The organism is Novosphingobium sp. Chol11 (genome assembly GCF_900218065.1).
Classification (GTDB): domain Bacteria; phylum Pseudomonadota; class Alphaproteobacteria; order Sphingomonadales; family Sphingomonadaceae; genus Sphingobium; species Sphingobium agri.
The window spans coordinates 430,360-444,635 of the sequence record NZ_OBMU01000001.1 but is presented as its reverse complement, the minus strand read 5'-3'; the positions used below and the strand labels follow the sequence as shown (position 1 = coordinate 444,635).

The 14,276-nt window shown below is 64.1% G+C and carries 12 protein-coding genes and 1 pseudogene; 7 read left to right on the top strand and 6 right to left on the bottom strand.

Annotated features, from left to right (window positions below):
• Positions 1–163: 163 nt before the first annotated feature.
• From purM to nadB, 6 genes and pseudogenes are all read left to right on the top strand, one after another.
• Entirely contained in the window at positions 164–1,258 is a 1,095-nt protein-coding gene (purM, locus tag NCHOL11_RS02155; protein ID WP_097090861.1) for a phosphoribosylformylglycinamidine cyclo-ligase, read from the top strand.
• A gap of 109 nt (positions 1,259–1,367) precedes the next feature.
• Positions 1,368–1,946 (top strand): annotated as a pseudogene (gene purN, locus NCHOL11_RS02150) (phosphoribosylglycinamide formyltransferase); the annotation flags it as partial.
• A gap of 40 nt (positions 1,947–1,986) precedes the next feature.
• A complete protein-coding gene (locus NCHOL11_RS02145; RefSeq protein WP_097090859.1) occupies positions 1,987–2,277 on the top strand; it encodes a LysR family transcriptional regulator in 291 nt (96 codons plus the stop codon).
• A 141-nt stretch (positions 2,278–2,418) separates the two neighbouring features.
• Positions 2,419–3,345 (top strand): ABC transporter ATP-binding protein, encoded by a 927-nt coding sequence (locus NCHOL11_RS02140; protein WP_097090858.1) that lies wholly within the window; start codon positions 2,419–2,421, stop codon positions 3,343–3,345.
• Positions 3,342–3,794: an endonuclease domain-containing protein gene (locus NCHOL11_RS02135; RefSeq protein ID WP_255254682.1), complete on the top strand. Its 453-nt coding sequence runs from the start codon at positions 3,342–3,344 to the stop codon at positions 3,792–3,794. Before NCHOL11_RS02140 ends, NCHOL11_RS02135 begins: the two co-directional genes overlap by 4 nt.
• Positions 3,795–3,798: 4 nt before the next feature.
• Positions 3,799–5,403: an L-aspartate oxidase gene (gene nadB / locus NCHOL11_RS02130; RefSeq protein ID WP_097090857.1), complete on the top strand. Its 1,605-nt coding sequence runs from the start codon at positions 3,799–3,801 to the stop codon at positions 5,401–5,403.
• Between the two features lie 11 nt (positions 5,404–5,414).
• On the opposite strand, the gene NCHOL11_RS02125 is transcribed toward nadB, so the two are convergent.
• On the bottom strand, positions 5,415–6,266 hold the full coding sequence (locus NCHOL11_RS02125; RefSeq protein ID WP_097092663.1) for an alpha/beta fold hydrolase: 852 nt from the start codon (positions 6,264–6,266) through the stop codon (positions 5,415–5,417).
• Positions 6,267–6,423: 157 nt separating this feature from the next.
• Between NCHOL11_RS02125 and NCHOL11_RS02120 the strand changes: the two genes are divergently transcribed.
• The gene (locus NCHOL11_RS02120) at positions 6,424–7,569 is read left to right on the top strand and encodes a serine hydrolase (RefSeq protein WP_255254681.1); all 1,146 of its coding nucleotides are present in this window, start codon (positions 6,424–6,426) and stop codon (positions 7,567–7,569) included.
• Positions 7,570–7,577: 8 nt separating this feature from the next.
• Here the strand turns inward: NCHOL11_RS02120 and NCHOL11_RS02115 are convergent, their stop codons facing one another.
• The 5 genes from NCHOL11_RS02115 to NCHOL11_RS02095 all read right to left on the bottom strand — a co-directional run bounded on the left by NCHOL11_RS02115 (position 7,578) and on the right by NCHOL11_RS02095 (position 14,111).
• Positions 7,578–8,426: an SGNH/GDSL hydrolase family protein gene (locus tag NCHOL11_RS02115; RefSeq protein ID WP_097090855.1), complete on the bottom strand. Its 849-nt coding sequence runs from the start codon at positions 8,424–8,426 to the stop codon at positions 7,578–7,580.
• A 14-nt stretch (positions 8,427–8,440) separates the two neighbouring features.
• The gene (metH, locus tag NCHOL11_RS02110) at positions 8,441–11,041 is read right to left on the bottom strand and encodes a methionine synthase (protein WP_097090854.1); all 2,601 of its coding nucleotides are present in this window, start codon (positions 11,039–11,041) and stop codon (positions 8,441–8,443) included.
• Between the two features lie 123 nt (positions 11,042–11,164).
• Positions 11,165–12,211, bottom strand: coding sequence for a homocysteine S-methyltransferase family protein (locus NCHOL11_RS02105; RefSeq protein WP_097090853.1), 1,047 nt, complete (start codon positions 12,209–12,211; stop codon positions 11,165–11,167).
• On the bottom strand, positions 12,208–13,143 hold the full coding sequence (gene metF, locus NCHOL11_RS02100; RefSeq protein ID WP_097090852.1) for a methylenetetrahydrofolate reductase: 936 nt from the start codon (positions 13,141–13,143) through the stop codon (positions 12,208–12,210). The genes NCHOL11_RS02105 and metF overlap by 4 nt, the downstream gene beginning before the upstream one ends.
• A complete protein-coding gene (locus tag NCHOL11_RS02095) occupies positions 13,140–14,111 on the bottom strand; it encodes an ArsR/SmtB family transcription factor (protein ID WP_097090851.1) in 972 nt (323 codons plus the stop codon). Before NCHOL11_RS02095 ends, metF begins: the two co-directional genes overlap by 4 nt.
• Between the last annotated feature and the right edge of the window lie 165 nt (positions 14,112–14,276).

The following is a 14,276-nucleotide window of genomic DNA, read 5'->3' as shown; positions in this document are numbered from 1 at the left end:
GGGCCGCGACAAGCGGCGAAGCAGCGAAGAAGGCCGGAAAATCTGGCTTTGGAAGGCAGTGGACAGGCTCACGCGCGCCCTTTTGGCGGGATTTCCCCCATCTGCCAAGCGGCAACCCATTTGCCGTTCCGTTTTCCGCGTCATTGTTCTAGTGGGGCCAACCATGAGCGACACCGAATCCTACAGCTACGCCAAGGCTGGCGTGGACATCGCGGCAGGCAATGCGCTGGTCCGTGCCATCGCCCCCCTGGCCAAGGCGACCCGCCGACCCGGCGCGGACGCCGAACTGGGCGGCTTTGGCGGTTTCTTCGACCTCAAAGCCGCTGGCTATGACGACCCTCTGCTGGTCGCGGCGAATGATGGCGTCGGCACGAAGCTCAAGCTCGCGATCGACCATGACCGCCATGACGGCGTCGGCATCGACCTTGTCGCCATGTGCGCCAACGACCTCATCGTGCAGGGCGCGGAGCCGCTCTTCTTCCTCGACTATTACGCCACCGGCAAGCTGGAGAGCGGCGTCGCCGAACGCGTGATCGCGGGCATCGCCGAAGGCTGCAAACAGGCCGGCTGCGCCCTCATCGGCGGCGAAACCGCAGAAATGCCGGGCATGTATGCCGCCGGAGACTATGACCTTGCCGGATTCTGCGTCGGCGCGGTGGAACGTAGCCAGGCGCTCACCGGCAACAAGGTGAAGGCAGGCGACGTCCTCCTCGGCCTCACCTCCTCGGGCGTCCATTCCAACGGCTTCTCCCTCGTCCGCCGCCTCGCCGCCGACAAGGGGTGGAAGCTCGACCGCCCGGCCATCTTCGACAATGAAGTGCTGTTGATCGACGCGCTGATGGCCCCGACCCGCATCTATGTGAAGCCGCTCCTTCCGCTGGTACGCGGCGGCAAGATCAACGCGCTCGCCCACATCACCGGCGGCGGCCTTCTCGAAAACATCCCCCGCGTCCTGCCCGAAGGCTGCCATGCCGTGGTCGATGCCGACGCATGGGAACAGCCGCGCCTCATGGCCTTCCTGCAAGCGCAGGGCCATATCGAGCCGGAAGAAATGGCGCGCACCTTCAACTGCGGCGTCGGCATGGTGCTCGCCGTGGACGCTGATGCAGCCGACAGCGTAACCGCCGACCTCGAAGCCGCAGGCGAAACAGTCGTCCGCGTGGGGCTGGTCGAAGCGGGCGAAAAGGGTTGCACCGTCAAGGGCAGCCAGGAGACCTGGAGCGCCAAGGCCGACTGGACCGCCACGCATCTGGGTTAATCAACCAATCCCCCTCCCGCTGGCGGGAGGGGCTAGGAGAGGGCATGTCACAGGGTCGGCTTGAGCAAGCCTACCCCCGACACCTCCCGCAGCGGCAGGGAAGTTCCCCATGCAAAAGGCAAAAGTCGGCGTTCTGATTTCCGGACGCGGGTCCAACATGGCGGCGCTGCTTTACGCCGCCAAGCATCCCTCCTGCCCCTATGAGCTCGTCCTCGTCGCCGCCAACGACCCGCAAGCCCCAGGGCTCACCCTCGCAGAGGCCGAAGGCATCCCCACCTTCGCCCAAAGCCACAAGGGCCTGAAACGCGCCGAGTTCGACCAGATCATCGACGCGCAGCTGCGCAAGGCAGGCGCGGAATATGTTGCGCTGGCCGGTTACATGCGCCTGCTCTCCCCGGAATTCGTGGGCGGCTGGGAAGGCCGGATGCTCAACATCCACCCCAGCCTTCTCCCCAAATATAAGGGGCTCGACACCCACCAGAAGGCGCTCGACGCGGGCGACAGCCATGCGGGCTGCTCCGTCCATGTCGTCACCAGCGAACTGGACGGCGGCCCGGTGCTGGCGCAGACGGAGGTAGCGATCCTGCCCGGCGACACCGCCGACAGCCTCGCCGCGCGCATCCTCATCGCCGAACATCAGCTTTATTCCCGCACCCTAGCCGACTTCGTCACACAAGAGCGCCTCCCGCCCCTTCCAAAATAGGATTTCCCCTGATCTATCCTGCCGGATGGAACAGCCTCTCCCCATCCCGCCCGCCGCGCGCGACCTACCGCCGCCATCCGGCCATGGCCGCTGGACCCCAGCTCTTCAGCGCCTCTTCCTCACCGCCCTGATCGAAACCGGCAACGTCTCCCAAGCCGCGCGGTCGGTCGGCATGTCGCGATCCAGCGCCCACCGCCTGCGCCAACGCCTCACCGGCACCGCGTTCGACCGCTGCTGGAACGACGCGCTCAAGATTCACGCGACGCGCATGGCCGATCCCTTTGCGCTGGAAACACGCCCCCGCGCCCCCGCCTGATCTTGTCGCCCACCTGTCGCGTTCCCGCCGCCTTTCCGTCGCGATCCCGGCGATTTCAGCCCAAATCAGCCAACGACACTGTGAACTTCGGCCGTCCCAGCCTCTTTCCTTAGCCGCCTACGATCCCCATAGAGTTCAGCCATGACCCACAGCCCCACCCCCGCCATAGAGATCACCAACCTCACCAAAGTCTATGCAGGCGGAAAGCGCGCGCTCGACAATATCAACCTCACCATCCCGCGCGGCCAGATCTACGGCCTGCTCGGCCCCAATGGCGCTGGCAAATCGACCACGATCAACATCCTCGCCGGCCTCGTCAACAAGACGAGCGGGACGGCAAAAATCTGGGGCTTCGACATCGACCAGAACCCCCGCAATGCCAAGAACAGCATTGGCATCGTGCCGCAGGAAATCGTCTTCGACCCCTTCTTCACGCCGTTCGAAACGCTGGAAAATCAGGCGGGCTATTATGGCGTGCCCAAGGACCGCCGCCGCTCCCTCGAACTCCTGCGCGCCGTCCATCTGGAGGACAAGGCCAACGCCTATGCCCGCACCCTCTCGGGCGGCATGAAACGGCGCCTGCTGGTGGCGAAGGCCATGGTCCACTCACCGCCGATCCTGGTGCTGGACGAACCCACCGCAGGCGTCGACGTCCAGCTACGCCAGCAACTCTGGGCCTATGTGCGCGAACTCAATGCGCAGGGCGTGACCATCGTCCTCACCACCCATTATCTCGAAGAAGCCGAGGAACTGTGCGACCGCATCGGCATCATCAACCATGGCCGCGTCATCACGGATAAACCTACCCGCGAACTCATCGCCATGGCGCAGGAGAAAGTCGTGCAGGTAACCGTCGACCGCGACATCACCGCTCCGCCCGATGCGCCCTGTTTCGAAAAGGTCGAACTGTCGGACCCGCGCACGCTCACCATCACCTACATGAAGGACCGCGCCAATGCCGGGCAGGTCTTGAGCGCCGTCCAGGCAAGTGGCCTCTCGATCGTGGACGTGGTCACGAGGGATCCGGATCTGGAGGATGTTTTCCTCAACCTGACGGCGGCGGCGTGAAGGAAGAAGCGCAATCTGCTCCCCCTCCCGCAGGCGGGAGGGGGCTGGGGGGTGGGCCAGCGCGACCTTTCAAAGACCGAAACACCACCCGCGCCAAATCCCTCAGAAACGAAGCCTCACCACCTGAGCGCCTGCTCTGGCAGCACCTCCGCAATCGCCAGCTCGCAGGCCACAAATTCAGCCGCCAAATCCCAGTCGGCCCTTATTTCGCCGATTTCCTCTGTCGCGAGGCTAAGCTCATCATCGAACTCGACGGCTCCACCCACGACAACAGAGCCGCTTACGACGCCCGCCGCGACGCCTATTGCCGCGCCCAAGGCTATTCCATTTTGCGCTTCACCAATGCAGATGTGCTGACCAATCTGGAAGGCGTGATGTCACACATAGCCACCACGCTTGCGCATTTGCCCACCCCCAACCCCTCCCGCTTGCGGGAGGGGAGCGAGTAAGTCCATGCCCACCACCACCCACGACGTCGTCATCATCGGCTCCGGCGCGGCAGGCCTCACCGCCGCCATCAACCTGGCACAGGATCACAAGGTGGTCGTCCTCGCCAAGGCAGCGCTCGACAGCGGCTCGACCAACTGGGCACAGGGCGGCATCGCCGCTGTCCTCGACGCGGGCGACAGTTTCGAAGCCCATGTTAACGACACGATGGTCGCAGGCGCAGGCCTCAACAACCGCGAGACAGTGGAGTTCGTCGTCTCCGAAGCCCCCGCCGCCATCGAAAGGCTGGCGGAACTGGGAGTCCCCTTCAACGGCGGCGAAGAGTTCGGAGAACGCTGGCACCTGACGCGCGAAGGCGGGCACAGCCACCGCCGCATCGTCCATGTCGACGACGCGACCGGCCACGCCGTGCAGGTGGCCCTGCTCAAGGCCGCGCGCGCCAACCCGAACATCACCCTGATGGAGGATATGGTCGCCATCGACCTCATCACCTCCCGCCATGGCGAGCGCTATTCGGGCGACGGTCATGTCTGGGGCGTCTACGCCTTCAACAAGCGGACCAAGCATGTCGACGCGCTGCTTGGCCGTGCGACGATCCTCTGCACCGGCGGAGCGGGCCGCACTTACCTTTTCTCCACCGCCCCGCGCGGCGCGACCGGCGACGGCATCGCCATGGCCTGGCGCGCCGGCTGCCGCGTCTCCAACATGGAAATGAACCAGTTCCACCCGACCTGCCTCTATAATCTGGAGGTCAAGAATTTCCTGATCACCGAAGCGGTACGCGGCGAAGGCGGTCACCTGAAGCTCCCCCCCGGCGTCCCCGGCGGCGGCGAGCGTTTCATGCCCCGGTTCGACCCCCGCGCCGAACTTGCGCCCCGCGACGTGGTGGCACGCGCCATCGACCATGAAATCAAGCGGCTCGGCCTCGACTATGTTCATCTCGACATCAGTCACAAGGAACCCGAATTCGTCCGCACCCACTTTCCCACCATCTACGCGCGGCTGCTCGACCTCGACATCGACATCACCAAGGAGCCGATCCCGGTCGTCCCGGCGCAGCATTATACCTGCGGCGGGGTCATCATCGACCTGGACGGCCGTACCGACCTGCCGGGACTCTATGCTGCTGGCGAAGTCACCGAAAGCGGCCTGCATGGGGCCAATCGCCTCGCGTCCAACTCGCTGCTCGAATGCTTCGTCTTCGGCGAGGCGGCGGCCCGCCATATCCGCGCCCATTGGGGCGAACTGCCGCCGCCCCCAGCGATCCACCCATGGGACGAAAGCCGCGTCACCAACAGCGACGAAGAGGTCATCGTCCAGCATAACTGGAAGGAAATCCGCCGCTTCATGTGGGACTATGTCGGCATCGTCCGCACCACCAAGCGGCTTGAGCGCGCGCAGCACCGCATCGACCTGCTCGCCAAGGAAGTGGACGAATATTACGGCCATTTCCGCGTGACGCCCGACCTGATCGAGTTACGTAACCTTCTGGAGGTCGCCCGTCTCGTCGTCCGCTCGGCGCTCCGCCGCAAGGAAAGCCGGGGCCTGCACTATACGCTCGACTATCCCGACATGCTTCCGCAAGCGGTCGACACGGTACTCGCGCCCTGATGGCGGTCGGCTCAGCTCGACAGGAACCGCTTCACCACGGCGCTGAACCGCGCGGGCTGGTCCGCCATGATGACATGGCCGCTCGGCCCGATCGGCGTCAGCTTCAGGTCCTTCTTGGCCGCATAGGCGCTGCGGAAATTGCGCGCGATTTGCGCCGACTGCGTGGCGTCAGCCCCGACCGCATAGACCACCTCCATCGGCACGGCGATCCGTCCAAGCTGCGGCCCCAGATCGACATTGGCGAGATCGCGAAGCGCATTGGCGATGACATCAGGATCGCTCCCCTTGGCCCCCGGCGAATCCGCGACGATCTGCGCCAGATAAGCCCGGCCCGCCTTGGTGCCGGTGAAATACTGGCTCAGCTGGTTGGCGAGATAGCCCATGCCCCGCGCCGTGCCGCCGACCATCGCCGCGCCCTCCGGCAGCATGTCGACCACCATGATCCGTCCTGCCAATGCCTTCAGCCCCAGCATCATCGCCAGCGTGCCGCCCATCGAATGCCCGATGACCGAAGGCCGCACGAGCCCGGCCGCCTTGACGTAGCGCGCAATCTCATCAGCCAGCGGCTGCACCAGCGGCCCGCTCGCATTGGCATCGGCTGCGAGCCCGGCAAAGCCGCGCACATGGACAAGGTGCCAGCGATAGCCGGGCAGCTTCGCCATCATGTCGCTCCACAGCGACGGCCCGCTGGCGAGCCCCGCGATCAGGATCACGTCGCGCCCCGTCCCGCGCGTCGTCACGGCGATCCGGCGCGATGCGAAGGGCGCAGCCGACGCGCTCTGGTGCCGCAGCAATATCAGCCCGGCGCAAGCGCCCGCGCCCACCCGCAGCAATGCCCGCCTGTCGATGATCCGTCCGTCCATGCGCCCTTCCTTGCCCATCCCTGCTTAACGGCGGGTGAGCGCTGCTCGGGCATATCGTTCAGGCTCCTTACATCGCAAATGTGGAATCATTCGTCGCATCGTCCTTGTCAGTCGAAGGGTGCCGCAGGCCTAAATGAAGGAGAAGTCGGGGATATTCATGGACAAGCGAAATAAGGGGCGCAGCCTGCGTCCGGACGGGGGATCGCTCCGCCTCATCCTGTTGGTTGCGGCACTTTCCGCGTGCGTCAGCGCTCCCATGGAGCCGCAAGCCAGCGCCGCCCGGCAGGTGCAGCCCACGACGGCCACATTCCCGATCAAGCGCGTCGCCAACCCGCCCAAGACGTTCGACGAACTCGACGTCGATCAACGCCAGACCCCGCCGCCTGCCCTCGTCAGCGTCGTGCGCAACCTCGGGCAGAGCTTCAATGGCAAGGTCGGCATCGCCGTCCGCCGCATCGGCGCCGACTGGACCGTCGCGTGGAACGGAACCTCGCTCTTCCCGCAGCAGAGCGTATCGAAGCTCTGGGTGTCGATGACCTTCCTCGACGCGGTCGACCGGGGCAAGATCCGCCTGACCGACACGACCACGATCACGCGCAAGGACCTCACCCTCTTCCACCAGCCGACCGCCGCGCTCGTCGGGACCAGCGGCTGGACGACCAGCTATTCCGACCTCATGCGCCGGGCGATGACGCAGAGTGACAATACCGCCAACGACACGCTGCTGCGCGCGGTCGGCGGCCCCGAAGCGGTGCGCAGCTATCTGGCGCGGCGCACGATCAAGGATGTGCGTTTCGGTCCGGGAGAAAGGCTGCTGCAGTCCGCGACGGCAGGACTGGACTGGCGGCAGGATTATTCGATCGGCCGCAACTTCTACGCCGCCCGTTCCCGCCTGCCCATGTCGGTACGGACCAAGGCACTCGACAATTATCTTTCCAATCCGCCGGACGGCGCCGCGCCCTCCTCGATCGTCAAGGCGCTGGCAAAGCTCAAGGAAGGCGAGATGCTGTCCCCCGCGTCAAGCCAGTTGCTCATGTCGATCATGAGCGAGGCGAAGACCGGCCCGCAGCGCATCAAGGGCGGCGTGCCTCCCGGCTGGAAATATCTGCACAAGACCGGCACGGGCCAGGAATTGGCTCCACGCTCGACCGGCTATAACGACATCGGCATCATGACCGCGCCCGACGGCACCAGCTATGCCGTGGCGGTGATGATCGGCAGCACGACAGAGCCTATCCCGGTCCGCTGGCAGCTGATGCAGGCAGTCGCGAAGGCCGTGGCCGCGAACCACGAGAAGCGGTAGGCGCGGCCTTATTTGCCCAGCATCCGGTCGAGCGCATCCGCGATCGCCGTCATGCCGGGCAGCGTGGGATGATAAGGCGCGCTCACCGGCTTCCCTGGAACAGGATAGCCGTTCATCCACGGATCTGGCGCGCAAACATCATGCCCCTTGGTCAGGCGCGATGCAGCGAGGATCGCCCCGCCCGTCTCCCGCGCCACCCGTGCCGTCAATGCCGCCAACCGTTTCGCTATCTGACGCGCCCCATCCGCCTGCTCCGGCGAAAGCGGCGCCGCCGCGCAACCGCCCCGCTCGGGCAGGACGGCAGGATAATCGACCCAGATCAGCCGAGCCTTTGGCGAACGCTGCCGCACCTCGTCCGCGATCCGGCGAAGCGCAGCTTCCAGCGCCGCCCACTTCTCCTCGGTCGCCGGGACAGCGGGCGGACAACGGACGCTGCTCGCCGCATTCGCCCTCTGACAGGATGCCGCCATCACCCCCCCGATGTAGCCGACATCATTACCGCCGATGGTTATCGTGACGAGCCGCGTCTCCGGCGTCAACGCATCGATCTGCGGCGCAATCCCCGCCCAGCCATCAAGCACACCGCGCGTCGTCGCCCCGCTGCAACTGACATCATCAAGCTGCAGCCCCCGCCGCTTCGCCAATTGCTGGGCATAATTATTCGCCGACCGCGCGCACAGGGCCGGCTTGCTCCCGGCAGAAGGCGCAATCCCAGGTCCTGCGGCAAAGGAACTGCCCATTGCCACATAAGCGGCGCCGACCGGCATGGCCGCATCGTGGCGCGTACGCTGATCATAGGCACAACCTGCCATCATCAGCCCTGACAGGAGCGCACAGTAGGGGAAAAAGCGGATCATGCGCTTGTCGCTCCTCAATCCAGGTTCGGCCGCAGCCAGCGCTCGGCGGTCTCCACATCGATCCCGCGTCGCTGCGCATAATCCTCCAACTGATCGCGCCCAACCCGCGCCACACCGAAATATTCCGCCTGCGCATGTCCGAAATAAAAGCCGCTGACCGCCGCTGTCGGCAGCATCGCGAAGCTCTCCGTCAGCGTCACGCCCGTCGCATGATGGGCGTCGAGCATGTCGAACAGCAACGGCTTGAGGCTATGCTCCGGACAGGCCGGGTAGCCGGGAGCCGGGCGGATACCGCGATATTGCTCGCGGATAAGCGCCTCGTTGGTCAGCTGTTCGCCTTCGGCATAGCCCCACAGTGCCGTCCGAACATAATGATGCAGCCGCTCGGCAAAGGCTTCGGCCAGACGATCGGCCAAGGCTTTCAAAAGGATGTCCGAATAATCATCGATCGCCGCCTTGAAGCGCGCAAGATGCGGCTCGATACCATGGATCGAGACAGCAAAACCGCCCATCCAGTCGCCATTGGGGCTGATGAAGTCGGCCAGGCACATATTCGCCCGCCCTTCACGCTTGGCGATCTGCTGCCGCAACATCGGCAGGCGGACATGCTTTTCGTCTTCGACATGGACGATGATGTCATCACCTTCGCGGCGGCAGGGCCATAGCCCGGCCACGCCGCGCGCCGTCAGCCACTTTTCGCTGACGATCCGGTCCAGCATCTTCTGCGCGTCGTTGAAGAGGCTCGTCGCGCTTTCGCCAACCACCTCATCCTGCAGGATCGCCGGATAATTGCCCGCCAGTTCCCAGGCCCGGAAGAAAGGCGTCCAGTCGATATAGGTGATGAGGTCTTTCAAATCCCAATCGGGGAAGCTGTGAATACCCGGCAGCAGCGGGCGGGGAGCCTTCAGCGCCTCATCCATCTCGAATGCATTGGCGCGCGCGTCCTCGATCGAGAGCAACTGGCTCTGCCCCTTGCCCTCGCGCGCGGCGCGGACATGGGCATAATCATCCTTCGTCCTCTGGACGAAGTCGGTCTTCTGCGTCTCGGACACGAGAGCCGTCGCAACGCCGACCGCGCGGCTGGCGTCCAATACATGCACGACCGGACCAGCAAAGGCCGGGTCGATGCGCAGCGCGGTATGCACGCGTGAAGTGGTTGCGCCACCAATCAGCAGCGGCATCGTCATATTGGCCCGCTGCATTTCCGCCGCCACCGTGACCATCTCGTCGAGCGACGGGGTGATGAGGCCGGACAGGCCTATCATGTCCGCGTCATTCTCGTTCGCTGCCTTGATGATGTCCTGCCACGGCACCATCACGCCCATGTCGATCACTTCAAAGCCGTTGCACTGAAGCACGACGCCGACGATGTTCTTGCCGATATCATGCACGTCGCCCTTAACGGTCGCCATGATGATCTTGCCCTTGCCCTTCGCGCCGGGCTCCTTGGCCGCCTCGATGAAGGGCAGTAGGTGTGCCACCGCCTTCTTCATGACGCGCGCAGACTTCACCACCTGGGGCAGGAACATCTTGCCCGCGCCGAACAGGTCGCCGACCACGTTCATGCCGTCCATCAGCGGGCCTTCAATGACATGGATCGGCTTTTCGGCGGCCAGGCGCGCTTCTTCCGTATCCTCCACCACCCAGCTGTCGATGCCCTTGACCAGTGCATGTTCCAGCCGCTTGGCGACGGGCCAGTCGCGCCATTCCTCAGCCGCCTTTTCGGACGCCGCATCCTTGCCCTTGAAGCTTTCGGCCAGTTCGACCAGCCGGTCGCCCGCTTCCGGATCGCTGTTCAGCAGCACATCCTCGCACGCCTTGCGCAGCGCCGGGTCGATGGCGTCATAGACGTCCAGCTGCCCGGCATTGACGATCGCCATGTCCAGCCCCGCCGGGATGGCATGGTAGAGGAAAACCGAGTGCATCGCCCGCCGCACCGGCTCATTGCCACGGAAAGAGAAGCTGAAGTTAGACAGCCCGCCTGAAATATGGACATGCGGGCAGCGCGCCTTGATCTCGCGGCACGCCTCGATGAAATCGACGCCGTAATTATTATGCTCCTCGATCCCCGTCGCCACCGCGAAGATATTGGGGTCGAAGATGATGTCCTCGGGCGGAAAGCCGATGGTCATCAGCAGCTTGTAGGCGCGCTCGCAAATTTCGACCTTGCGGTCCTTGGTGTCCGCCTGGCCGGTTTCGTCGAAGGCCATCACCACCACGGCCGCGCCATAGGCCATGCATTTGCGGGCGTGCTCGAGGAATGCTTCCTCACCCTCCTTCATGCTGATCGAGTTGACGATCGGCTTGCCCGAAACGCATTTCAGCCCCGCCTCGATCACCTCCCATTTGGAGCTGTCGATCATCACCGGGACCCGCGCGATGTCCGGCTCGGACGTCATGAGCTTCAGGAAGGTCGTCATCGCCTCCACGGCGTCGAGCAACCCCTCGTCCATATTGACATCGACGATCTGCGCGCCATTCTCAACCTGGTCACGGGCAATGTCGATGGCGGCGGCATAGTCGCCCGCCATGATCAGTTTCTTGAACTTGGCCGATCCGGTGACGTTGGTACGCTCACCGATGTTGACGAAAGTGGCGGTCGATTGGGTGGTCATCTTCTGAACCTTCTCCCTCTCCCCTTCAGGGGAGAGGGCCGGGGAGAGGGGAATGCAAGGAAGGCGGCCTTTACAGTCCCCTCTCCCTAACCCTCTCCCCTGAAGGAGAGAGGGAGCTTCTTTTTACGCCGCGATGTGCATGGGCTCCAGTCCGGCAAGCCGCGTAACCACCGGCAATTCCGGCACGATCCGCGGCTTATGCCCCGCCAGCGCCTTTGCCACCGCACCAATATGCGCAGGGGTCGTGCCGCAGCAGCCGCCGACCATATTGACCAAGCCCTCATCCACCCACTGGCGGATCAGGGTCGCCGTCGTCTCCGGCAACTCATCATATTGGCCCAACTCGTTCGGCAGCCCGGCATTGGGATAAGCCAGGATCAGCGTATCGGCATTCTTCGCCAGCTCCGAGAGATAGGGCCGCAGCAAATCCGCGCCGAACGCGCAATTCACACCGATGGTCAGCGGCTTCAGATGCCGTAGCGAATACCAGAAGGCGTTGATCGTATGCCCGGACAGGTTCCGCCCCGACATATCGGTAATGGTGAAGCTCAGCATCAGCGGCACGGGCCGCCCCGCCGCCGCCTCGGCCTCGCGCGCAGCCATGCCCGCCGCCTTGGCGTTCAGCGTGTCGAAGCAAGTCTCGACCAGCAGGAAGTCCACCCCCCCCTCGATCAAGGCATCGCACTGCTCGCGATAGTCGGCCTTCAGCGTATCATAATCGACCTCGCGATAGGCCGGGTCATTCACATCCGGCGAGATCGACAGCGTTTTGTTGGTCGGACCGATCGACCCCGCCACGAAGCGCGGGCGGCCGTCTTTCGCGGTCGCAGCTTCACATGCCTTGCGCGCGATCTGGGCAGCCGCGATGTTGATATCCCGCACCAGATGCTCAGCTCCATAATCGGCCATGGCGATCTTGGTGGATGAGAAGGTGTTCGTCTCGATCATGTCCGCACCGGCGTCCAGATAGGCGGTGTGAATGCCCTCGACGATATCCGGCCGCGTTAGGCACAGAAGGTCATTATTCCCCTTCTGGTCCTTCGCCAGATCAAGCGATCCGCGATAATCCGCCTCGGTCAGTCCATGCTTCTGGATCGACGTGCCATAGCCACCGTCGAAAATCATGATCTTTTCAGCGGCAACGGTGCGAAAGCGTTCCTCGGCGGTCATGCCGTCTTCTCCGTGTTCGCAGGCCGCAAACCAAGCAGATGACATATCGCATAGCTCAGCTCCGCCCGGTTGAGCGTATAGAAATGAAAGTCACGCACCCCGCCCGCATAAAGCTTGCGGCACAATTCCGCAGCCAGGGTGGCAGACACCAGCTGCCGCGCGGCGGGCAGGTCGTCCAGCCCTTCGAACAGCTTGCCCATCCAGCCCGGCACATCGGTATTGCACATCGCCGACATGCGCTGGACCGCAGCGAAGTTGCTCACCGGCATGATGCCCGGGATGATGTCTGCCGTAATCCCAGCCGCTGAAGCCGTATCGCGGAACCGGAAGAAGGTTTCCGGTTCAAAGAAGAATTGCGTGATCGCCCGCGTTGCGCCCGCATCCAGCTTGCGCTTCAGATTATCGATGTCGCTCTGCGCGCACGACGCATCGGGGTGCGTTTCGGGATAGGCCGCGACCGAAATCTCGAACGGATGGCGCTTGCGCAGGCCTTCGACCAGCTCGGCCGCGCCCTGATATCCTTGCGGATGAGGCATGAACTTCGTGCCCGCTTCCGGCGGGTCGCCACGCAGCGCGACGATATGCCGAACGCCCGCGTCCCAATAGGCGTCGGCCACCTCGTCGATCTCGGCCTTGCTCGCCGCCACGCAGGTGAGATGCGCAGCTGCTGACAGCGGCGTTTCCTTTGCGATCCGCGCCACCGTGTTATGCGTCCGCTCCCGCGTCGAGCCACCCGCTCCATAGGTCACCGACACGAACTTGGGCGCCAGCGGCGTCAGCGTCTCGATCGCCGACCAAAGCTGCTCTTCCATCTTCTCCGTCTTGGGCGGGAAGAATTCGAAGCTCACATTCAGATCGCCTGCCAGATCCGCATAGAGCGGCGCTTGCCAAGCCCGCGCGGCCTCTTCGCTGGAGGGGATGCTTAGGGTCATAGGGAAAGTCGTCCTTCGATGGGCAGGATACGCGCGCCCCTGCGGCGGCCCAGCCATAATACTACCGTCAATTCCTGGCTGGGCAGCACTTCCACCCGTTCCAGTTCCAGGCCCGCGTCCGCAAACCAGCTTTCGATCTGCTCATCGGAAAAGCCAAGCCGCGCATGCTGGTCGCGCAGCCGAAGCTCTTCCCGTTCATGCGCCGCGAAATCGGCGATCAGCACACGCCCGCCGCCCGTCGTGACGCGCGCGGCCTCCGCGATCACCGCTTCAGGCGCCTGCGCATAGTGCAGAACCTGGTGCAGGACCACCGTGTCCACGCTGCCCGGCTCCAAAGGCAAGGCCGTGAAGTCGCCCAGAACCAGCGCATATTTATCGCCTGCATCTTCCGGCAGCTTGGCCCGTGCCAGCCGCAGCATGTCGGGGCTGCGATCCAGCGCCGTCACCTGATCGGCCGAACGCCCGAACAGCTCTATCATCCGGCCAGTGCCGGTGCCGATGTCGAGCAGATGGCCGATCGTTTCGGGTCCGAGCAACGCCGTCATCACAGCTTCGACATCCACATCCGGCACGTGAAGCGATCGGATCGCGTCCCATTCCTCGGCATGTTCAGCAAAATAGCTTTCCGCCGCGCGCGACCTGTCGGCGCGGACAGCTGCCAGCCGGGCAAGGTCGGCCTTTTGCCATAGCTCCTCGCTTTCCGACGGTATCAGCTGATCGAACAGCGCCAGGAATGGCGCTATCGCCTCGCCCCTCACCAATCGCAGAAACACCCAATTGCCTTCCTTGCGCCGCTCGACCAAGCCCGCTTCAGCTAGAATGCGGACATGGCGGGAGACGCGCGGCTGGCTTTGGCCCACAACTTGGGCGATCTCGCCCACAGCAAGTTCCATCGCGCGCAACAGATAGATGATGCGCAGCCGCGTCGGGTCGCCTAGGGCGCGAAAGATGTCGAGTGCGGCGCTCATGACACCACCATATAAAGAAATCTTTATATGCGTCAATGGCCGTACGCAAGATCGGGGCCGATCGCCGGTTCAACCCCCGCAAATGCGCGAGTCGCACGATGGGGATTGCCTTGAGTCGTTCAACGCATTACGAATCGGCCCCGCAGGCGCAAAGGGGGGTGAACT